Here is a 21227-nt window from a genome sequence, read left to right on the forward strand (position 1 = left end):
ATATTGTAAATTGGATACAATATGCAATAGCTTGTCGTTGTGCCGTAATGATTCGACACGAACTTGGAGGTTCAAAAATGATTAAAAAAATGTTTGCGCTTACTGCGCTTGCGACAATGACAGCCGCACCAATCGCGGCGGATACGCTTGATGATGTGATTAACGAAGGGGTTTTGCGGTGCGGTGTCGTGCTGGATTTCCCGCCAATCGGTTATCGCGATGAGAATAACGAACCTGCGGGTTTCGACGTAGAATACTGCAAAGACCTCGCGGCATCGCTTGAGGTCGAGCATGAAATTTTGCCAGTTACGTGGGCGGAGCGTTTGCCTGTCATCGTGACGGGCCGCGCGGATGTAGTGTTCGGTGGAACATCGGATAGCCTTGCACGGGCCAGAACTGTCGGTTTCTCAATCCCTTACGCTATTTATTACGCTCAGGGTGTCATCGGCAAGGATACCGGAATCGAGACATTCGAAGACCTGAAAGGCAAGCGCGTCGCCGCTGCTGTGGGCACTGTTCCTGAGCAAGAGTTCCTGAAATATGCTGAAGAGTGGGGCACCGAAGACCTCTACCAAGGGTATCAGTCAGAGAATGAAGTTTTCCTTGCTGTTGCGCAGGGCCGCGCCGACATCGGCATCACAACCAACACCGCGGTTACCCCCATTGTGTCGCAATATGAGAATCTCTCCGCAGGTCCTCGGATGCCGTGGACAACTGATTACACATCCGTGGTTGGACCACGTGAGGATGTGACTTGGTTGAACTATCTTAACCTTTTCGTAACGCACCAAGTGCGCTCGGGCCGCTATGCCGAGTTGTGGGGCACATATGTTGGTGGCGATGCGCCCGAGTTGCGCATTCCCGGTGTGATGTACTGATCACTTTGTTCAATGTTCCCTCCGCTGGAAGGCGGGGGGAAACATAAGGAACGGTTATGAATTATAATTTTCATTGGAAGCCAGTCTTTAACAGCCTTCCCGATTTGCTCGGCGCTGGATTGACGACACTACAAGTCGCGATGCTGTCGATGCTACTGGGAATCGTTGTCGGGATGGTGCTTGCGCTTATTCGCATGCATGCGCGCGGACCGCTTCGGTGGTTTGCGACGACATGGGTCGAGGTCGCGCGCAATACGCCTGCTTTGATCCAGCTATTTTTCTTTGCGTTCGGTCTGGGGGCATTTGGCTGGCACCTGTCACCTTTTGCGATCGTCCTTGCCGGCCTGACATTCAATAACGCAGGCTATTTGGCCGAGAACTTTCGCGGCGGCCTTCAAGCGGTCCCTGAAACACAGTTGCGCGCGGCGCGTTCATTGGGGATGACCGCCCCGCAGGCCTACATTCGTGTCATCATTCCGCAGGTTTTCCGGATCGTTTACTACCCGATGACCAACCAGATGGTTTGGGCTGTGCTGATGTCTTCACTGGGTATGCTGGTCGGGTTTCACGAGCTTTCGGGCGAGACACAGGCACTCGCGTCCCGCACGTTCCGCATCTTCGAGTATTTCGCTGTTACGGCTGTGATTTACTACGTGATCGTCAAAATTTTTCTGGGAATTGCGCATCTGATTGCGATGCGTTTATTCCGATACTGAGGGCGCTGAGATGAACGATACATTAAGTTTTTTCAGCGGGTTTAGCCCCAAGGACCTTCTGTTTCTGGGTGAGGCCGCGTTGCGCACGCTTTGGATTTCGGTCCTGTCGATTTCCATTGGTACTGTTTTCGGCGTCATCTTTGGATGGCTGCTATATGAAGGGAAGTTCTGGGGCGGTTTGACGCTTGGCCTTGTGCTGGATGTGTTCCGTTCCGTGCCGCTGATTATCCAATTGGTGCTGTTCTACAACTTTGCGCCAATCGTCGGGCTGAATCTGGATCCCTTTGCGTCGGGCGTTGTAATCCTGTCGATCTATACTGCAGCTCTTGTCGCCAACGTTGCGCGCGGCGGCATCGAGGCCGTCGGCGCTCCCATGCGCCGTGCGTCACGGACGCTGGGTATGAGCTACTGGCAGGACCTGCGCTATATCGTGCTTCCTATCGGCGTGAGGGCGGTATTCCCGGCATGGGTTGGCGTTGCGCTTGGCGTAATGAAGGATAGCGCGCTTGTTTCGGTGCTCGGTTACGTCGAGCTGCTTAAGGCATCCCAAATTCTAATTACGCGAACACAACAGCCGCTTCTTATCCTCGCGATTGCGGGTCTGTTCTACTTCGCTTTGTCATATCCAATTTCGCGCTATGCCGCGCGGCTAGAAGAAAGGTGGGAGCAATGATTGAGATCAGCAACCTGCACAAATATTTCGGGACTTTGCACGTTCTCAAGGGCATCGACCTTCAGGTTAAAAAAGGCGAAGTTCTAAGCATCATCGGCGCGTCGGGTTCCGGTAAGTCTACGCTGCTCTACTGTATCAACGGGCTTGAGGCCATTCAGGATGGCAATGTGGTGGTGGACGGCGTTAACGTTCATGCCAAAGGCACCGACATCAACAAGCTTCGCCAGAATATGGGAATGGTTTTTCAACAATGGAACAGCTTCCCGCATTTGACAGCCTTGGAAAACGTTGCGCTGTCTCCGCGGATCGTGCGCAAGAAATCTCGCGCAGAAGCCCGCGATATTGCTGCTAAGCAACTTGAGCACGTAGGACTTGGCGATAAGCTGAATGTTTATCCCAGTGCGCTTTCGGGCGGGCAGCAGCAGCGTTTGGCAATCGCGCGCGCCTTGGCGATGGAGCCAAGCTATATGCTGTTCGACGAGGCGACCTCTGCACTGGATCCTGAACTGGTGGGAGAGGTGCTCGACACCATGCGGCTCTTGGCCGAGGAGGGCATGACGATGATCTGCGTGACGCACGAGATGGGCTTTGCCCGCGACGTTTCGGATCGGGTCGCGTTTTTCCATCAGGGCGTGATGGAAGAGATTGGCCCGCCTTCGCAAATCTTTGGTGATGCGCATTCCGAACACACCCGCAAGTTCCTCGCGAACGTCCGCTAGGGCATCGCGAAGCTGAAACACAAAGCGCCCAGTCGGGCACTCGATCAATCCTGACCCTCGCGTTGATTGCGATGGTCACAATCAAATCTGAAGGACTACAAACAATGCAATCGACTATTTTTGACGGCACAATGCCCGCACTGATGACACCTTGTAAGGCAGATCGCACACCTGATTTCGACGCGCTCGTCGCTAAGGGTAAAGAGCTGATCGCGGCTGGGATGTCTGCGGTTATTTACTGTGGCTCTATGGGCGATTGGCCCCTGTTGACGGACGCGCAGCGCCAAGAAGGTGTTGCACGACTTGTGGAGGCTGGCATTCCGACAATCGTAGGCACTGGTGCCGTAAACACCTCCATCGCGGTCGAGCACGCGGCGCACGCCCAGAAGGTTGGCGCGCAGGGCCTGATGGTTATTCCACGCGTATTGTCCCGTGGTTCCTCTCCAGCGGCGCAGCGCGCACACTTCGCGAGCATCCTAAGCGCCGCGCCCGACCTTCCTGCGGTGATCTACAACAGCCCGTACTATGGTTTCGCAACCAAAGCTGATCTGTTTTTTGAGCTGCGCGCTGAATTCCCGTCGCTCATCGGTTTCAAGGAATTCGGTGGCGCCGATGATCTTCGCTATGCCGCCGAGCACATCACAAGCAAGGACGACAGCGTCACCCTGATGATTGGCGTGGATACAAACGTTTTCCACGGCTTTGTGAACTGTGGCGCACGTGGCGCGATTACAGGTATCGGCAATGTCCTTCCCAAAGAGATCCTTCAACTCGTTGATCTCAGCCAAAAGGCCGCTGCAGGTGATTTCAAGGCGCGCAGCCTAGCCAAAGAGCTTGAAGGCGCATTGGGCGTGCTTTCTTCTTTTGACGAAGGGGCGGACCTTGTGCTGTTCTACAAATACCTGATGGTTCTTGAGGGATGTCCAGAGTACGAACTGCACTTTAACGCGGACGACCAACTCTCTGCGAGCCAAGCAAAATACGCCGAAGCACAGTTGCGCCTGTTCCGTGATTGGTACGCCGGATGGTCGCAGCAACCCGAAGTAAAAAGCTACCTTGGGTAATTGATCCACTAAGTGGTCTGGCAACAGCGTTGTCAGGCCGCTTCAACCAAGAGAGAGCGCATGGCGAAAGTATATGTAATTGGCGCCGGCATTATCGGAGTTAGCAGCGCGATAACGCTGCAACAGCGTGGCCACAACGTTGTGCTGCTAGAGCGCGAAGCTGTCGGAGCAGGGGCGTCGTCGGGCAATGCAGGGGCGTTTGCGTTTTCGGATATTATGCCGCTCGCGTCACCTGGAATACTGCGTAAGGCCCCAAAGTGGCTGTTTGATCCTCTTGGACCGCTTTCTATTCCGCCAAGCTATGCCCTTCAAATTGCGCCGTGGATGATACGCTTCTGGCGCGCGAGTTGGCGTGATCAGTATGCGCAAAGTGCCACGGCCCAGACCGCGTTGATGGAGTATTCACAATCCAGCCTAAGTAAGCTCATGGAGTCTACAAACACCACGCATATGCTGCGGCCAGAGGGGCAGTTGCAACTCTATGATACCGAAGCATCATTCAAGGCGTCCATGGCTGGTTGGGATTTTCGCGAAGCGCACGGCATACCGTTCAGGCACCTAAGCAGCGCCGACGAAATCGCCGAAATCCAGCCCAGAATTTCGCCCAGTTTCCGCTATGCGACATTCACGCCCGAATGGCAGAACATAACCGAACCTAAACAATATCTAGACCATCTGGCCCAGTACTTCCGCGACAACGGCGGTACCATTGAAACGGGCACAGTTGCAAAAATCCAGCCAAGCGAGAACGGCGCCCGTATTTCGCTAGAAGGCGGTGCGACAGTCGATGCGGACAAGGTCGTCATCGCAGCGGGTGCTTGGGCGCGCAAATTGGCAGCGTCGGTCGGTGATAAAATCCCGCTGGAAACGGAGCGCGGATATAACACGACGATGCCTGCGAACGGGTTTGATTTGCGTACGCATCTGACCTTTGGTGACCATGCTTTTGTCGTCACAAAAATCGGCGACCGCATTCGCGTGGGCGGTGCTGTTGAATTGGGTGGACTAGTGCGGCCGCCAGATTATCGCCGCTCCAAGGCGCTGCTTGCCAAAGCAAAACAGTTCCTCCCCGATCTAAGAGATGACGGCGGCGTAGAGTGGATGGGTTTTCGTCCATCGCTCCCCGATAGTTTGCCGGTTATCGGCGCGTCTCCGAAAAATCCGAACGTAATCTATGCCTTCGGGCATGGGCATCTTGGCCTTACCCAATCGGCAGGGACCGCGCATTTGGTTGCTGATCTCGTGAGTGGACAGCACCCCGACATTGAAATCTCGGCGTTCAGACCAGAACGCTTTTAATAGGACGAGAAATGACTCAACACACCTTTATGTGCATCGACGGGCACACCTGCGGTAACCCTGTACGGGTCGTTACGGGCGGTGGCCCTCAACTTCAGGGCGCGACCATGCTTGAGCGCCGCGAGCATTTCCTTGAGGAATTCGATTGGGTGCGCACTGGGCTTATGTTCGAGCCGCGCGGTCACGACCAGATGTCGGGTTCGATCCTCTATCCCCCGACGCGCGAGGATTGCGATGTTGGTGTGCTGTTCATCGAAACGTCAGGCTGCCTCCCGATGTGTGGGCACGGCACAATCGGAACGGTCACAACCGCAATCGAAAACGGCCTTGTTACTCCGAAAACTCCAGGTGTCCTGCGGCTTGATACGCCTGCGGGGTTAGTGATTGCTGAATATGTGCAAAACGGGCGTTTCGTTGAAGAAGTGCGTCTAACGAATGTGCCGTCATTCCTATATAAGACAGGGCTGTCAGCCCATTGCGAAGGTCTGGGCGAGGTCACGGTTGATGTGGCCTACGGCGGGAACTTCTATGCGATTGTCGAGACGCAGGAAAACTTCGGGGATATGGGCGATTATAGCGCCGTCGAGCTTGTTGGTTGGAGCCCGAAACTGCGCGCGGCCCTTAACGAAAAATACACTTTCGTGCATCCAGAGAAACCCGAGATTCAGGGTCTGTCCCACATTCTTTGGACAGGTGCGCCCGTATCTCCAGAGGCCAGCGCACGCAATGCGGTGTTCTATGGCGACAAGGCGATTGATCGCTCTCCGTGTGGCACGGGAACCTCGGCGCGGATGGCTCAATTGGCCGCACGCGGCGATCTGGCGAAGGGCGACGCATTTATTCACGAGAGCATTATCGGTTCTATGTTCAAAGGCCGCGTAGAAGATTTCACGAAAGTTGGCGACCAAGAGGCAATTATCCCCTCTATCGGCGGGTGGGCCCGCGTGACCGGTTACAACACCATATTCATTGATAGCCGCGATCCATACGCACACGGCTTTGTCGTCAAATAAAGGAGATTAGTATGAAAATTACAGAGATCAACGCTTGGCAAGTTGACCTTCCGCTAAAGGAAGGGCGCTATAACTGGTCTGGTGGCAATTCTATCGAAGTTTTTGACAGCACGGTTGTTGAGATCAAAACGGACTCGGGCCTATCCGGCTATGCGGAATGTTGTCCGTTGGGGAGTGCCTATCTTCCTTCGTTCGCGCTGGGTGTGAGGGCAGGTTTGCAGGAACTCGCGCCATATCTGATCGGTGCTGACCCGCTGAACCTCGGCGAGATCAACCGCAAAATGGACCTCGCGCTGCGCGGGCATCCATATGCGAAAGCACCGATTGATATTGCTTGCTGGGATTTGCTGGGCAAGGCCACGGGGCAACCCGTTTACAATCTGCTCGGCGGCGCGATGCAAGAAGATGTCGCGCTTTATCGTGCGATTTCACAAGAAAGCCCCGACGAAATGGCCGCGAAAATCGCAGGCTACAGCGCAGAAGGATATACGAAGTTTCAGCTCAAAGTCGGTGGCGATGCAAATGACGATATTGAACGCATTCACGCGACGCGCGAAATCCTTAAGCCATCCGATCTGTTGGTGGCTGACGCCAATACTGGCTGGACCCGTCACGAGGCCGCGCGCGTCGTTGGCGCGGTTTCCGACCTTGATGTCTATATCGAGCAGCCCTGCATGACCTACGAAGAAAGCGTTTCAATTCGTCGTCGTACCACGCTCCCGTTTGTGCTGGACGAAGTGATTGATGGTTCAGCGTCATTGGTGCGCGGCATTGCAGAGGATGCAATGGATGTTATCAACCTCAAGATTTCCAAGGTCGGGGGGCTTACGCGGGCAAAGCTGATGCGTGATCTTTGCGTTTCATCCGGTATTCCGATGACCATCGAGGACACATGGGGCGGAGATATCACGACCGCCGCAATCGCCCACCTCGCACGTTCAACACCCGAACGTTTCTGCTTCTCGGCAACGGATTTCAACAGCTATGGCACAGTTACAATCGCAAGCGGTGCGCCGCAGCGCGTGAATGGCAAAATGACCGCGAGCGATGAGTCCGGCTTGGGTATTGTGCCCGACTTTGACGTTCTGGGCGATGCCGTTCTGAGTGTGAGTTGAGGTCGACATGCGCAGTTCTAAAACAATTCACGTCATCTCCTGCCATGCCGAAGGAGAGGTTGGCGACGTCATCGTCGGCGGCGTTACCCCGCCGCCTGGCGATACATTGTGGGAGCAGCGCAGCTATATTGCGCAGGACGAAACCCTCCGCAATTTCGTCTTGAACGAGCCACGTGGCGGAGTTTTCCGCCACGTTAATCTCTTGGTTCCGCCAAAGCACCCCGATGCCGATGCCGCTTTCATCATCATGGAGCCAGAGGACACCCCGCCCATGTCGGGTTCGAACTCCATCTGCGTTTCAACGGTGCTTTTGGATGGCGGAATTATCCCGATGCAAGAGCCCGTAACCGAACTTACGCTAGAGGCGCCAGGTGGGTTGGTGCACGTGCGTGCGGACTGTAAGGATGGCAAAGCCGAGCGTATAACCGTGCAAAACGTGCCGTCTTTTGCGGACCAGATTGGCGTTGAACTTAAGGTGGATGATCAGGTCTTGACCGTCGATACAGCCTACGGTGGCGACAGTTTTGTGATCGTCGATGCGGCCGCACTTGGGTTTAAGTTGGTGGAATCCGAAGCGCGGCAGTTGGCGCAGCTTGGGGTGAAAATAACGAATGCTGCAAATGCGCAGCTTGGCTTTACCCATCCCCAGAACCCAGAGTGGAACCATATTTCATTCTGTCTATTTGCCGGACCTCTTAGCAAAACGGAAACGGGATACGAAGCGCGCTCTGCGGTGGCGATCCAGCCGGGTAAGGTTGATCGCTCACCCACAGGAACGGCCGTTTCCGCGCGCATGGCGCTGCTCTACGCGAAGGGGGAAATGGCCGAAGGTCAAACCTTTGAGGCCACTTCGATCATCGGCTCCAAGTTCACGGGCCGCATTGCCAAGACGACCAAAGTAGAGGAGCGGCCAGCCGTTATTCCTGAAATCTCGGGACGCGGTTGGGTGACGGGCATTCATCAGCACATGCTTGATCCGACCGATCCATGGCCAGAAGGTTACAGGCTTTCGGACACTTGGGGGAACTAGCTTCGCACTACGAGGTTGGCCCGAAGCGTGAAGGTCTGTGCGTCATCCGTCTTGCGGGTGACCATGTCGACTGCGCGGCGGGCGAGTTCTTCGACTGGAATTTGCACCGTCGTGATGCCGCCATCCACCCACGCGTAAAACGCGGGATCGCCGTAGCCGACGAACGCAATCCGTTCGCCACTGTCGCTCAACCGATCCATATACGCGCTTAACGCGCCGTTTGAGACCTCAAAGCCGCCGCAAACAAGGGCTGTGGCCCCGCCAAGCGCGAACAAGTCAGTCGCGCTCTTGCGCCCCATTTCAAAAGACGGAGGAGCGCTGCGGATAAGATTGGCGTTCGCCTCAATCCCTAAATTCGCTAACCCGTTCTGAAATGCGGCCAGTCGACTACGCCCAGAGGAAAGCGCCTGATCCGCCCCGATATAAGCGATTTTTTTGTGTCCCAAGCGCACCAAATGCGCGACTGCCTGCTCAATTGCGGCTGAATCCTCCACGATCACGGCGGAGGTTGGCGTTGCACTGGCCCTTTGGCGGATAAGTTGAATAATGCGTGTGTTCGCAATGCTCTGATCGTCAAAACTCTCCTGAGCGGGCGTCGGAACCATAACGACCGCCGCGGCCTGCACCTCAAGAAGGCGCTCAAGCGCCAAGCGCTCGACGTTGTAATCGTCGTTGGTCAGATGGATGATCAGTTGAAGCCCCTGAGCGACGCAACTCTGTGCCATGGTATTCGCAAACCGCGCGTAAAACTCGTTCACGATGTTCGGGAGCAACAAGCCAACGATCTGGGTTCCGTCGCCGCGCATTGCCATTGCCGCCGCGCTCTTGACATAGCCAAGCTCCTGAGCGCGCTTTTGCACGGCTTCGCGGGTTGCCTTGAGAACATTCGGATTGTCCGAGAGCGCACGCGACACGGTCATGTGCGAAATCCCAAGATCCTTGGCAATTGATTTGATGGTAACGCGGCCTGACACTCTTTCCCCTCAAGTTTCGGTTTCCTAGCATTTTCAGTATTCGTTGTCTTGACACAAAATTCGCGCTCATTCTATATGTTCACGTGAACTTATGAGCGGAATCAAGAAAAATGACAGCTTCACTGCGCGATCGGAGCCTTAAACTTGTTCAAGAGCTTGGGCTTGGAGAGCAAGCGGACGTGGGAGAGGTCGTCCCGCTCACTGGGGGGGTGGCATCGGATATCGCCTCGGTTGAGGTGAATGGACGCAAAATCTGTGTGAAGTTCGCGCTTCCTAAGTTGAAAGTGGCCGCGGAGTGGAATGCACCGGTGCATAGGAATGCTGCGGAGTATGCGTGGCTTGAGGTTGCGGCGCAGATCCTTTCTGATCATGCCGTCGAGCTTTATGGTCGCTCAGAGAGTTTGCACGGCTTCGCGATGGAATTTGTGGCGGGCGGTGATGTCTATCTGTGGAAGGCGGCCATGCTACGAGGCGACCCGCCGCAGGGAGAGGCCGCCTTGGTGGGCGATATGCTAGGGCGCATTCATAAGGGATCGGCAGAAAAGGGGTTTGATGTTTCGCCGTTTCAGAACCGCGATGATTTCTATGCCCTGCGCATTGAGCCATATCTTATTTATGCAGCGACCCAGAATCCAGAAGTTGCCACTGAGCTTACGGCACTAGCGGGTATGCTTTATGCAGGGCAGAACGTATTGGTTCACGGCGATGTAAGCCCCAAGAATATCCTGCTGCGCGCGGGGGCACCCATCATTCTCGATGCTGAATGTGCCACGATGGGGGACGCGAGCTTTGATCCAGCGTTTTGCCTCAATCATCTGGTGCTAAAGGCTGTTCACCTCAAGGAGTTGCGGAGCGATCTGCTGCCAGAGGTCGGCGCATTTTGGCGCGCTTACTCCGCGCACGTTGATTGGGAAGATGCTACGGAATTAGAACGCCGGCTGTGTCGCCTCTTGCCAGCTCTGATGCTTGGTCGGGTCGATGGCAAATCGCCGGTAGAGTACCTAAGCAATGTCGAACAAAACAATGTTCGAGAGATTGCCATCAGTATGCTTCAGACACCTACTGCGACGCTCACAGAATTTGTTGAAAAACTTGCCCGTAAACTAAAGGAATTAGACGCGTGACAGCTATCAAATCAATCAACGGTCGTCGAGTTTGGGACTCAAGAGGGAACCCAACCGTAGAGGTGGACGTTGTGCTGGAGAATGGCGTGCGTGGCCGTGCGATCGCCCCCGCAGGAGCGTCGCGCGGAACACGAGAAGCGATCGACATGCGCGATGGTGGCGCCAAGCTGCGCGGTATGGATGTGTCACGTGCGCTTGCGAATATAGCGAAGTTGAACGCGACTCTTGGGGGAATGGACGCCACAGATCAGGAGGCCGCAGATTCAGCGATTCTTGCGCTTGATGGCTCGGCGTTAAAAGAGAACCTTGGCGGAAACGCGACTGTTGCGACCTCGCTTGCGATCCTGCATGCGGCGGCGGCAGATGCCGGAGTGCCATTATGGCGTCACGTCGCGGATCATTATGGCACAGAGCCGTCGTTGCCTTTGCCCGAGATCCAAATATTCGGTGGCGGGGCCCATGCGGGGCGACGTGTAGATGTGCAGGATTTCATGATCATGGTCCCCGGTGCAAATAGCTTTGATGAGGTGATGGAGATCACTAACGAAGTATATTTCGCCGCTGGCGACATAATGAAATCGCGTGGAAAACTGGCGGGCGTCGCGGATGAGGGTGGCTGGTGGCCGATGTTTGACAGCAACGAAGAAGCTCTCGAAACTCTCGTGCAAGCGATTGAAAAAGCAGGCGAGAAACCCGGCGAGCGGGTGGTTATCTCGTTGGATATCGCGGCGTCCGAATTTGGCAAAAACGGCGAGTATCGGCTGGCGCTGGAGGATCGGGTGCTCGATAGCTCTGCGTTGATTGATATGCTGGGTGGGTGGCTCAAGAGTTATCCGATTGCTTCGATTGAAGACCCATTGGGCGAAGATGATACCGAAGGAATGCAGGAATTTACGCGGCGCTTTGGCCAAAAGGTTCAGATTATTGGCGACGACTATTTAGTAACCAACGCACGCCTTGTTAAGGATGCGGTTGCCGCAAATGCCTGTAACGCCGTGCTGATTAAGGTTAACCAAGCTGGTACGGTATCCGAGTCAATCGAGACGTTCAAAGCTGCACGAAAAGCAGGTTGGGGGGCGATTGTCTCGGCACGATCAGGCGAGACCGAAGATGTTTCGATTAGCCATCTCGCGACGGGGCTTGGCGGTGGTCAGCTTAAGGTCGGATCTTTTACCCGTTCCGAGCGGATGGTGAAGTGGAATGAGTGTTTGCGTATCCAAGATGAGCTAGGGACGGGTGCTTTCGTTTCGGGAGCTCCGCTCGCAAACACGTGGTGGGCGCGGCAATAGAAAATAGATACTGCTGGATTGCTTGGCGTCGTTTGGATGCACCAGGCTTTGAAGGCTGAAATTTCGTTTTAGATTTAAGGATAAACCATGACAAAACCTCATCCACGCTCGCTTGTTGGAAAAACGGCTGTTGTCACGGCGGCAGGGCAAGGAATTGGACGTGCAGTCGCAGAGCGTTTGCGTGACGATGGCGCGGAAGTTTTTGCCAGCGATTTGAACGCAGACCTGCTGAGTGATCTAGATGGCGTAGACAAGCGAGGGCTTGATGCAACCGATGGCGATGCGGTGGCCGCGTACTTCGAGGCGTTCGAGCGGATCGATATTCTGGTGCATGGGGTAGGCTATGTTCATCAAGGAACGATCGAGGATTGCAGTCCAGAAGATTGGCGCCGTTCTTTCGACATCACGATGGATAGCGCGTACTATGTCCTCAAGGCGGCGATCCCGCATATGAAGGGAAGCGGCGGTAGCATCATGACGATTGCCTCTGTGGCAAGTTCGATCAAGGGCTACCCGAAACGTGCAGCCTATGGCGCGGCCAAAGGAGGCGTTATCGGACTGACCAAGGCAATGGCTGCGGATTACTTGCCGTTCAAGGTTCGTTGCAATGCCGTCTGCCCCGGAACCGTCGATAGCCCAAGTTTGCGCGGTCGTATGGCCGAGTTGTCAGAGCAACTCGGGAGTCTTGAGGCTGCTGAGAAATACTTCTTAGATCGTCAGCCATCTGGTCGGCTCGGGATACCTGAGGATATCGCAGCTATCTGCTCTTTCCTTGCCTCAGATGATGCTTCGTTCATTACGGGGCAGTGCGTTCAGGTCGATGGCGGCATCACGATCTAATAAAAAACTCGGCGAGCATTTCACAGCTCGCCGAGGTTCTAGCGTTAGGTCAGGTGGCTTACTTGTTGGCCCACGGAGCTCGCCGCCTAACGGAACGCATAGACAAGTGACATGGAGATCGCAGGAACATAAGTCACGAGCGCCAAGGCGATAAGCGCCATGATATAGAGCGGCGCCATTGCCCGCGCGATCTTGAGAACGCCCACTCCCGAAATTCTTGATGCCACATAGAGTGTCGCGCCAACTGGTGGTGTGAACAGACCGATCGCAACGTTACACGTCAGGATCACGCCCAAATGGACAGGATCAACGCCAAAGGATTGCGCGGTCGGCAGGAAGAGCGGCGCAGTCAGAAGGATCGCAGGTACCGGGTCCAGAACAAGGCCAAGGACCAGCATCACGATATTCACGAGCAACAGGAATACCCATGGGCTGGACGATAGCTCCTGCACGAAGGACACCAATATCTGCGGCATTTGCTCAAGCGTAATCAGCCAGCCAAGAACGGACGTCGCGCCGATGACCACCATGACAACCGCCGAAGTTACGAAGGCGTCGATCATAAGGCTCGGGAGGCCGCTGATCTTGAAATCACGATAGATGAACATCGTAACAAACAGACCATAAACTACGGCGAGCGCTGCAGCCTCGGTCGGTGTGACAAAGCCAGAGAAAATACCGCCGAGGATCAAGACTGGCATGAATAGCGCGGGAAGGGTGCCGATAAAGGACTTCCAGAGGGGCCCCCAGCCGACATAATGGCCGCCCGCATCACACCCCGAAGACTTGCCGACACGATAGCAAACAACCATGAAAAACAGACCGAACATTAGGCCCGGAACCGTGCCCGCAAGGAATAGCTCGGCTACTGAAACGTTGCCGACAAAACCGTAGATCAGCATCGGAATAGAAGGTGGAATGATGATCCCGATTGTACCCGCCGCCGCAACAAGGCCCGCCGCAAATGCGCGCGTATAACCTTGGCGCGCCATATTGCGGATCATAACGGTGCCAATTGCAGCACTATCTGCAATCGCAGAGCCAGAGATGCCGCCAAAAATCATCGACGCGCCCACAACGACCATCCCGAGACCGCCGGGCATAAACCCAAGAAGTGCTCGCGAGAATTCGATGATCCGCTGGCCAACGCCCCCGCGGCTCATCAATTCGCCCGCGACAATAAACAGCGGAATAGCGAGGAAGTGGTTAGGCTCCACCCCGCCGATAAAGTTCAGATAGAGCGCCTGAAGTGGGTAGCCGAGGTCAAACACGAAGATCGGAAGAACCGATGTAATCAGGATCGCCCAAACCAACGGTACGCCAAGAAAAATCGTAAGCAGAAAAACCGCAACAACAAATAGCAAAATCATAACGGAGTCTCTTCGCTTGAGTGTGCACGTCCCGTTGCAATCAACAGGCTGTTATAAAGGTGAAAAATCAGAGAGAGGAGTATCCCGACCGGCATCGACGCATAGAGCAAACCAACAGGCCAGTAGAGAACCGTTGTGCGTTGCGCCCATGTGTGCTCGGCAATGCTCCAGCCAGTCCAGATCAGAGTGAGCATAAGCACAGCGACCGCGATATTGATGATGAGTGTCAGAACGTCCTGCGTTTTTTGCCCCATCAGCGCCTCGGTTACCTCGGTGACGCGCATGTGGGCGCCGCGCGCAACTGCTGCTGCGCAGCCAAGGAATGTCGTCCAAAGAAGGAGAAAGGCGGTCACCTCGAGCGACCATGCAAGGTCAAATCCAGCGCCGCCGCGGAGTGCGGCATTCCCGAAAACAAGCACGAGAATTGCTATGCCTCCTACCGCTAAACTTATGTCGATCAAACGCGAGAGCCAGCGCAACGCCGGCGGGTAGAAGGGTCGATAGTCCATGGTAATCTCTTAAACTTGGCCCGCAAGCGGCATGACTGGCCTCTCTAGGCGGGTTCATGTGCCCCGAGCGCATAACGCTCGGGGCGGTGTAGTTAGTTGATTGGCATTGCTGTGCGGATATTCTCTGCATCGGCGAGGAGTTTGTCGACTTCTTCGCCGTAAACACCGCGGGCCTTATCATAAACCGAAGCAACCGCATCGCGGAATGGGCCGATTTCAGGAACGCTTACCGTTGCGCCAGCGGCTTCCATCGCTTCAAGTTGCGAGTTTACGGAACTCTTCACGAGATCGCGGCTGAATGCTGCGGATTCTGCTGCTGCTTTAGAGATCGCTTCTTTGTCTGCATCCGAGAAGCCCTGCCAAGTTTTCTCCGCAACTGTGAGGGGTAGCGGGCTGTAGACGTGGCGCGTCAGCGTGATGAATGGAGCAACCTCATAGAAGCGAAGAGAATTGATTGTGTCGACGGGGTTTTCTTGACCGTTTACAGTACCTTGCTGGATCGCGAGGTAGACGTCTGTGATCGGCATAACAACTGTCTGGAACCCGATTGCTTCCATGGTCCAGCGGATCATGTCGTTGGGATATACCCGCATTTTCTTGCCCTCGGCATCGGCGGGAGAGTTTAGCTCCATCGACGTCGTAAAGCTGCGGAAACCTGCTTCCCAAGTAGACAGAACGCGGAAGCCTTTTTCAGGGAGCTTGTCGAACTCGCCCTGAAGCCATTCCGATTTGTCATAAAGCTCCCAACCTTGCTCAAAGCTGTCCACAAGGAACGGCATTGCAGTCAAGTTAAGAGAGGGGAGGTGCGTCGCATAGGAGCCCGTCGCGGACACAGTGAAATCAACGCCGCCAAGCTGAAGTTGCTCAATCGCTTTTGGGTCATTCGCGAGCTGTCCAGCGGGGTAAACGCGTACGCTATAACGGCCCTCTGTGTACTCAGCGACTTTCTCTGCGAAAAGGTTGGCCGCCTGATCGCGCGAACCGCCGGGGTTGTCGGTGTGGCTGAAACGGAGAACTGTCTCGGCCATCGCGGATGTTCCGCTGACCGTGAGCGCAAGCGCGGCTACCGTCAACGATTTCAAAATATTTCTTCGTTCCATTGTACCTCCCAATAGTCTTTACCGCCGTAAAATACGACGTCACACAATTTACGTATACATTAAAAAATTACCTGTCAACAAAATTGAATTGGACATAATGGGATTTCTTTTCTAAAATCGTACCCATTAAAGTGCGTCGCTTATTCCTAAAATATATTGATATTGTATGGATACTTAGCCGCACTGTCATATTGTGGCCTTCGCGGTTTTTCCGCTAGAGTTCTAACAACGGGGCCAAGGCCCGATGATAAAGTGGAGTACATAGATGGTCGGAGCCCAGAGCAAGCCAAGATCCAATGCCCTAAGAGCCGTTGATAAACTCCGCGAGATGATCCTCTCGGGGGAGCTTGCTTCAGGAACGGACCATTTGGAAAGTGAACTTGCGGAGCGCTTGAACCTTTCTCGGACCCCAGTAAGAGAGGCGGCCTTGATGCTGGAGGCGCAAGGGCTTCTTGAGGTGCGCCCACGTAAAGGTGTGCGTATCTTGTCGCTTTCGGTTTCGGACATGCGCGAGATTTACGACGTCCTCACAGAGCTTGAGAGTCTCGCGGCGCGCAATGCTGCCGAGGCAAATTATTCGGCGAATGAGCTGTCCGGATTGCTGCGCGCGATTGAGGATATGGATGATGCACTTAAGGCCGAAGACCGCGAGAAATGGAGCGACGCAGACGAGCGCTTCCATCAGGAGCTTCTACGCTTGGGAGGCAATAGTCGCGTGACGTCTATTGTGTCGATGATGGGGGATCAAATCCATCGCGCACGCACGATGACGCTGCATATGCGTCCGCTTCCGACGAAATCCAACGAGGATCACCGCGAACTATACGATGCTATCAAGCGTGGGGATGCCGACGGCGCCGCAAAAATTCACCATGCGCACCGCAAGCACGCCGGTAATCTCTTGGTTGAATTGCTGAAGCGGATTCAGATCAGTCGGATTTAAGCAGCGTCGCCATACGCCGGACCGCAAGCTCATATCCTTCGACGCCGAAACCGGCGATCACTCCATCAGCCCTAAGCGAAACATACGAGTGATGCCGAAATGACTCGCGTTTGTGAACGTTGGAGATGTGGACCTCAAGCACGGGCCCCTCAAAGGTGTGCAGTGCGTCCAAGAGCGCAACCGAAGTATGTGTCAGCGCGGCTGGATTGATGATAATCCCCGCCGCGTTTTCCCGCGCTTCGTGAACCCAGTCGACGAGCTGTCCTTCGTAGTTGGATTGCTCGAGAGTTGTTTCAAAGCCGAACAGCGCGGCAAGGTCTGCACATTTGCGCGCCACATCCTGAAGTGTGTCGTACCCGTAGATTTCGGGCTGGCGTTGCCCGAGAAGGTTCAGGTTCGGGCCGTTCAGGATTGAAACGCGTTGTGTCATGTCGATGCCTTTGTTTTTGCGCCTCTCGGTTCTATGCTCGCGAAATGTATAAAACAAGTTGCGCGCAGGGCGGGGCGTTTCATTCTGGCGATGTGTGTCGAATTAATCGTCGCTACAGCGCGACCCAGCTTTGATCGATGATTGCTTCCATGGCGACAAAGCTTGTGGTCGAGCGCACATAGGGCAGATCAGAGATTTTATCGGCCATGATCTTGCGGAAATGCGCCATATCACGTGAGCGGATCTTGATTTGGTAATCAAACCCTCCGGCGGTCATGTAACACTCTTCAATCTCTGGAATGAGGCGAACAGCGGCATTAAACGCTTCGAGGGCCTGTTGTCGTGTATCCGTCATTTTGACTTCGACATAGGTCACATGCGTCAGGCCAAGCTTGATCGGCGACAGGATCGCGCGGTACCCTTTGATAAGGCCCATTTCCTCCATCTGCTTGATACGGAGTGCCACGGGTGTCTTGGAAAGGCCGACCTGCTGAGCAAGTTCGGTGATCGGGATGCGTGCGTTCGCAACCAATGCCTCAAGGATCTTTTTGTTGGTCGCGTCGAGCTTGTCTGTCATTCTAATTTGCCAGTGTTTTTTGTTCTTATTCTCTAGTCATATCTCACCATTTGGGCGCATTGTCTATTCTGATGTTGGTACACAAGGGAAAAATAGTGCCAGTTAAAGGAATCACCCATGGCCCAAGTTCAGTTCCCACGCCTTGGCTTTGACGCAAAGTTCGCCCCCGAAGCAGCCTTGCTCGAGAAACTCGTTACAGAAGCGGATATCTCTGCTGCTACGCACGCTGAAATTAGCGGTCGTGCCGCCGCGCTGGTGCAACGTATTCGGACCGAAGCTAAGCCAACGTTGATGGAGCATTTCCTTGCGGAATATGGTCTCTCGACGCGCGAAGGGGTTTCGCTGATGTGTCTGGCCGAAGCCATGCTGCGGGTACCCGACAAGTTCACGATTGATGCACTTATTGAGGACAAAATCGCGCCGTCCGAGTGGAGCAAACATATCGGAACGGCGGCTTCGTCGCTGGTGAATGCCTCAACGTGGGCGCTCATGCTGACGGGGAAGGTGCTCGATGACGATCAGCCCGGTATTGCGGGGACCCTTCGCGGCGCCGTGAAGCGGCTGGGCGAGCCAGTGATACGCACCGCTGTTTCCCGCGCCATGAAGGAAATGGGCCGTCAGTTTGTGCTTGGCGAAACGATCGACGAAGCGCTCAAGCGTGGTGCATCCCGCGAGCAGCAGGGCTTTACCTATTCCTTTGATATGCTGGGCGAGGCCGCCATGACACAGGCGGATGCCGACCGTTATGCGCGCGAATATGCAAACGCAATCGCCACAATCGGACGCGCCGCTACTAAGGATGCCATTGTCGATAACCCCGGTATTTCGATCAAACTCTCAGCGCTGCACCCGCGATACGAAGTCGCCCAAGAAGAGCGCGTAATGTCAGAGCTTGTACCAGTCGTCCTGCGGCTTGCGCAGCAGGCAAAGGAAGCAGGGATCGCGCTTCACATTGATGCGGAGGAGCAAGACCGTTTGGTAATTTCGTTCAAGGTGATCGAGGCCGTCCTTGGCGATGCTTCGCTCGCGGGGTGGGACGGATTTGGCGTTGTTGTTCAGGCCTATGGCAAACGCGCGGGAGCGGCGATTGATGATCTCTATGAAATGGCGACGCGTTTTGATCGTAAGATCAACATTCGTTTGGTGAAGGGTGCCTACTGGGACACAGAGATGAAGCTCGCCCAAGTAGAGGGCATGCCGGACTTTAGCCTCTACACCTCCAAAACGGCGACTGACGTTGCTTATATCTGTTTGGCCAAGAAACTTCTGGGCCTCGGAGATCGCCTTTTCCCACAGTTCGCGACACATAACGCGCATACAGTGGCGGCGGTTCTTGAGTTGGCGGACGGGCGTCCGTTTGAATTCCAGCGCTTGCATGGCATGGGCGAGCGTCTGCATGATATCGTCTTGAAAGAAACCAAAGGACATTGCCGCATTTACGCTCCTGTCGGGGCGCACCGCGATTTGTTGGCCTATCTCGTTCGGCGGTTACTTGAGAATGGCGCGAACTCTTCGTTTGTGCACCAGATCGTGGACGAAAGCGTCACGCCAGAGGACATCGCGCGCGATCCCTTCGACGGCTTGGCAACCGCGACACCGCCTACTGGGCTCGTACACCCGGCGGATTTGTTTGGCGCGGCGCGCAAGAACTCTCGCGGTTGGGATATCTTTGATGAGGGAGAGTTGGCCAGCATTGAGGCCGCACGTTCCGTTGCGATTGATAATGCGCACCCGCTAACCGTGCGCACGCCCTCTGGCAAATCAAAGGACGTTACCAACCCTGCGAATGGTCAGAAAGTTGGCGAAGTTCTTGAGGCGGACGAAGCAACCGTTGCTAACGCATTGGATGACGCGCTCGTTTGGGATGTACCGGCGAGTGAACGGGCCGAAGTGCTGCTGCGCGCGGCGGACCTTTTTGAGGAAAACTACGGCGCGTTCTTTGGTATTCTGACCAAGGAGGCGGGCAAAACGCTTGCCGATGCGGTTGGTGAATTGCGCGAAGCGGTCGATTTTCTGCGCTATTACGCGATGCAGGGGAGCGAAGATACCCGCGCAGCACGCGGCATTATCGCCGCAATCAGCCCGTGGAACTTCCCTCTCGCGATCTTTACTGGTCAAATCACCGCTGCTCTCATGGCGGGGAACGCGGTAGCGTGTAAACCTGCGGATCAATCTCCGCTCGTGGCGTTCAAGGCGGTTGAGTTGCTGCATGAGGCGGGTGTGCCGAAATCCGCGCTGCAATTGCTTACTGGTCGTGGTTCCACGGTTGGCGCGGCAATCACTTCTGATCCACGGGTCAAGGGCGTTGTCTTTACTGGCTCAACGGATACCGCGCAGCGCATCGCGCGTACGATGGCGGATAACCTTGCCCCTGGAACGCCGTTCATTGCGGAAACTGGCGGTCTGAATGCAATGATCGTCGATAGTACCGCCCTCGCAGAGCAAGCTGTGCGCGATATCGTTGCGTCGTCCTTCCAGTCTGCGGGGCAGCGATGTTCTGCGCTGCGGTGCTTGTATATCCAAGAGGACAGCGCGGCACATGTGATCGAGATGATCAAGGGCGCGATGGATCAGCTCTCGGTTGGTGATCCGTGGCTTCTTCGCACAGATGTCGGACCCGTCATCGACGCAGCCGCGCAGTCGGAAATCGCGGGCTATGTCGAGGCCAATCAAGCCAACGTCCTGCACACCATCAAAGCACCAGGCGAGGGAACATTCATTGCGCCGACACTTATCAAGGTGTCTGGAATTAACGATCTTGATCGCGAAATCTTTGGGCCAGTCCTTCACGTGGCAACCTACAAGGCGAGCGAAATTGAGAAAGTCGTCGCTGATATCAACGGGCGCGGGTTTGGCCTGACGTTTGGGCTTCATACCCGCATCGATAACCGCGTTCAGGAAATCACCGAGACGGTCCACGCGGGGAACATCTATGTAAACCGCAACCAGATCGGGGCGATTGTCGGCTCCCAACCGTTCGGCGGCGAAGGGCTTTCGGGTACGGGGCCAAAGGCCGGCGGGCCGCAATATGTTTCGCGCTTCTTCGTGCCTGAGAGCACTCCCGAGGTTGCGGGAGATTGGGATGGCTCTGCGGATATGGCGAAGATCAAGTCAGCTCTGGCTTCGCATGAAGAACAGAAAATCAGTGAGCAATTGATGAATGGCCCGACAGGGGAGTTGAATCGTCTGTCGCTTCACACGCGCGCTCCGTTCCTCTGCCTTGGGCCGAGTGAGCAAGCTGCCCAAGAGCAACGTGCCGCCGTCGAGGCGCTCGGCGGGCAGGCCTTAGTTGTAACTGGTCTTGTTTCCGAGAGTCTGCTTTCGACCCTTGAAGGATTCTCTGGCGCGCTTTGGTGGGGCGATGCCGAACAGGCGCGTCGCTATGCTCAGATGCTCGCTTCACGCGAGGGGGCGATCCTTCCGTTGATTTGCAGCATGCCTGATCTGGCCCACGTTGCGCATGAGCGTCACCTTTGTGTCGATACGACTGCAGCGGGCGGCAATGCGGCGCTACTTGCTGGATAAAGGAGTTCTCCCCGCGTCCTTTGGCGCGGGGAGGTATCC

At 55.3% G+C, this 21227-nt stretch carries 20 protein-coding genes; 14 read left to right on the top strand and 6 right to left on the bottom strand.

Features of this window, described 5'->3' with window-relative positions; all coding sequences use genetic code 11:
* The first annotated feature begins 77 nt into the window (after positions 1–77).
* The 9 genes from ACFE33_RS06345 (at position 78) to ACFE33_RS06385 (ending at position 8507) form a co-directional block, all read left to right on the top strand.
* Positions 78–878, top strand: coding sequence for a transporter substrate-binding domain-containing protein (locus ACFE33_RS06345; protein ID WP_380058200.1), 801 nt, complete (start codon positions 78–80; stop codon positions 876–878).
* A gap of 56 nt (positions 879–934) precedes the next feature.
* On the top strand, positions 935–1594 hold the full coding sequence (locus ACFE33_RS06350; protein ID WP_380058202.1) for an amino acid ABC transporter permease: 660 nt from the start codon (positions 935–937) through the stop codon (positions 1592–1594).
* 10 nt (positions 1595–1604) lie between these two features.
* Positions 1605–2267 carry an amino acid ABC transporter permease gene (locus tag ACFE33_RS06355; protein WP_380058204.1) on the top strand — a complete coding sequence of 221 codons (663 nt, stop codon included), beginning with the start codon at positions 1605–1607 and terminating at the stop codon, positions 2265–2267.
* Positions 2264–2986: an amino acid ABC transporter ATP-binding protein gene (locus tag ACFE33_RS06360; protein ID WP_380058205.1), complete on the top strand. Its 723-nt coding sequence runs from the start codon at positions 2264–2266 to the stop codon at positions 2984–2986. The genes ACFE33_RS06355 and ACFE33_RS06360 overlap by 4 nt, the downstream gene beginning before the upstream one ends.
* Positions 2987–3090: 104 nt before the next feature.
* Positions 3091–4050, top strand: a complete 960-nt coding sequence (locus ACFE33_RS06365) for a dihydrodipicolinate synthase family protein (RefSeq protein WP_380058207.1) — start codon at positions 3091–3093, stop codon at positions 4048–4050.
* A gap of 60 nt (positions 4051–4110) precedes the next feature.
* Positions 4111–5349 carry an NAD(P)/FAD-dependent oxidoreductase gene (locus ACFE33_RS06370; RefSeq protein ID WP_380058209.1) on the top strand — a complete coding sequence of 413 codons (1239 nt, stop codon included), beginning with the start codon at positions 4111–4113 and terminating at the stop codon, positions 5347–5349.
* Between the two features lie 11 nt (positions 5350–5360).
* Entirely contained in the window at positions 5361–6362 is a 1002-nt protein-coding gene (locus ACFE33_RS06375) for a 4-hydroxyproline epimerase (protein ID WP_380058211.1), read from the top strand.
* Between the two features lie 11 nt (positions 6363–6373).
* Positions 6374–7477 carry a cis-3-hydroxy-L-proline dehydratase gene (locus ACFE33_RS06380; protein WP_380058213.1) on the top strand — a complete coding sequence of 368 codons (1104 nt, stop codon included), beginning with the start codon at positions 6374–6376 and terminating at the stop codon, positions 7475–7477.
* Positions 7478–7484: 7 nt separating this feature from the next.
* On the top strand, positions 7485–8507 hold the full coding sequence (locus tag ACFE33_RS06385) for a proline racemase family protein (protein WP_380058215.1): 1023 nt from the start codon (positions 7485–7487) through the stop codon (positions 8505–8507).
* On the opposite strand, the gene ACFE33_RS06390 is transcribed toward ACFE33_RS06385, so the two are convergent.
* Entirely contained in the window at positions 8504–9481 is a 978-nt protein-coding gene (locus ACFE33_RS06390) for a LacI family DNA-binding transcriptional regulator (RefSeq protein ID WP_380058217.1), read from the bottom strand. The two genes, ACFE33_RS06385 and ACFE33_RS06390, sit on opposite strands and share 4 nt — an antisense overlap.
* 110 nt (positions 9482–9591) lie before the next feature.
* On the opposite strand from ACFE33_RS06390, the gene ACFE33_RS06395 reads away from it, so the two are divergent.
* The 3 genes from ACFE33_RS06395 (at position 9592) to ACFE33_RS06405 (ending at position 12734) form a co-directional block, all read left to right on the top strand.
* The gene (locus tag ACFE33_RS06395; RefSeq protein WP_380058218.1) at positions 9592–10605 is read left to right on the top strand and encodes a phosphotransferase family protein; all 1014 of its coding nucleotides are present in this window, start codon (positions 9592–9594) and stop codon (positions 10603–10605) included.
* Entirely contained in the window at positions 10602–11894 is a 1293-nt protein-coding gene (gene eno, locus ACFE33_RS06400) for a phosphopyruvate hydratase (RefSeq protein WP_380058219.1), read from the top strand. Before ACFE33_RS06395 ends, eno begins: the two co-directional genes overlap by 4 nt.
* A gap of 87 nt (positions 11895–11981) precedes the next feature.
* Positions 11982–12734: an SDR family oxidoreductase gene (locus ACFE33_RS06405; protein WP_380058221.1), complete on the top strand. Its 753-nt coding sequence runs from the start codon at positions 11982–11984 to the stop codon at positions 12732–12734.
* Positions 12735–12820: 86 nt separating this feature from the next.
* Here the strand turns inward: ACFE33_RS06405 and ACFE33_RS06410 are convergent, their stop codons facing one another.
* The 3 genes from ACFE33_RS06410 to ACFE33_RS06420 form a co-directional block, all read right to left on the bottom strand.
* The gene (locus tag ACFE33_RS06410; protein ID WP_380058223.1) at positions 12821–14104 is read right to left on the bottom strand and encodes a TRAP transporter large permease; all 1284 of its coding nucleotides are present in this window, start codon (positions 14102–14104) and stop codon (positions 12821–12823) included.
* A complete protein-coding gene (locus ACFE33_RS06415) occupies positions 14101–14613 on the bottom strand; it encodes a TRAP transporter small permease (protein WP_380058225.1) in 513 nt (170 codons plus the stop codon). The genes ACFE33_RS06410 and ACFE33_RS06415 overlap by 4 nt, the downstream gene beginning before the upstream one ends.
* 92 nt (positions 14614–14705) lie before the next feature.
* The gene (locus ACFE33_RS06420; protein WP_380058227.1) at positions 14706–15713 is read right to left on the bottom strand and encodes a TRAP transporter substrate-binding protein; all 1008 of its coding nucleotides are present in this window, start codon (positions 15711–15713) and stop codon (positions 14706–14708) included.
* Positions 15714–15978: 265 nt separating this feature from the next.
* Here ACFE33_RS06420 and ACFE33_RS06425 point away from each other — a divergent pair, with 265 nt between their 5' ends.
* The gene (locus ACFE33_RS06425; protein WP_380058229.1) at positions 15979–16656 is read left to right on the top strand and encodes a GntR family transcriptional regulator; all 678 of its coding nucleotides are present in this window, start codon (positions 15979–15981) and stop codon (positions 16654–16656) included.
* Here the strand turns inward: ACFE33_RS06425 and aroQ are convergent.
* The gene (gene aroQ / locus ACFE33_RS06430; RefSeq protein WP_380058231.1) at positions 16643–17086 is read right to left on the bottom strand and encodes a type II 3-dehydroquinate dehydratase; all 444 of its coding nucleotides are present in this window, start codon (positions 17084–17086) and stop codon (positions 16643–16645) included. The genes ACFE33_RS06425 and aroQ overlap by 14 nt on opposite strands.
* 112 nt (positions 17087–17198) lie before the next feature.
* Positions 17199–17663 (bottom strand): Lrp/AsnC family transcriptional regulator, encoded by a 465-nt coding sequence (locus tag ACFE33_RS06435; protein WP_380058232.1) that lies wholly within the window; start codon positions 17661–17663, stop codon positions 17199–17201.
* A 117-nt stretch (positions 17664–17780) separates the two neighbouring features.
* Here ACFE33_RS06435 and putA point away from each other — a divergent pair, with 117 nt between their 5' ends.
* The gene (gene putA, locus ACFE33_RS06440; protein WP_380058234.1) at positions 17781–21188 is read left to right on the top strand and encodes a bifunctional proline dehydrogenase/L-glutamate gamma-semialdehyde dehydrogenase PutA; all 3408 of its coding nucleotides are present in this window, start codon (positions 17781–17783) and stop codon (positions 21186–21188) included.
* Positions 21189–21227: the final 39 nt, after the last annotated feature.

Origin of the sequence: Falsihalocynthiibacter sp. SS001 (assembly GCF_042445055.1) — a bacterium.
GTDB lineage: Bacteria > Pseudomonadota > Alphaproteobacteria > Rhodobacterales > Rhodobacteraceae > Falsihalocynthiibacter.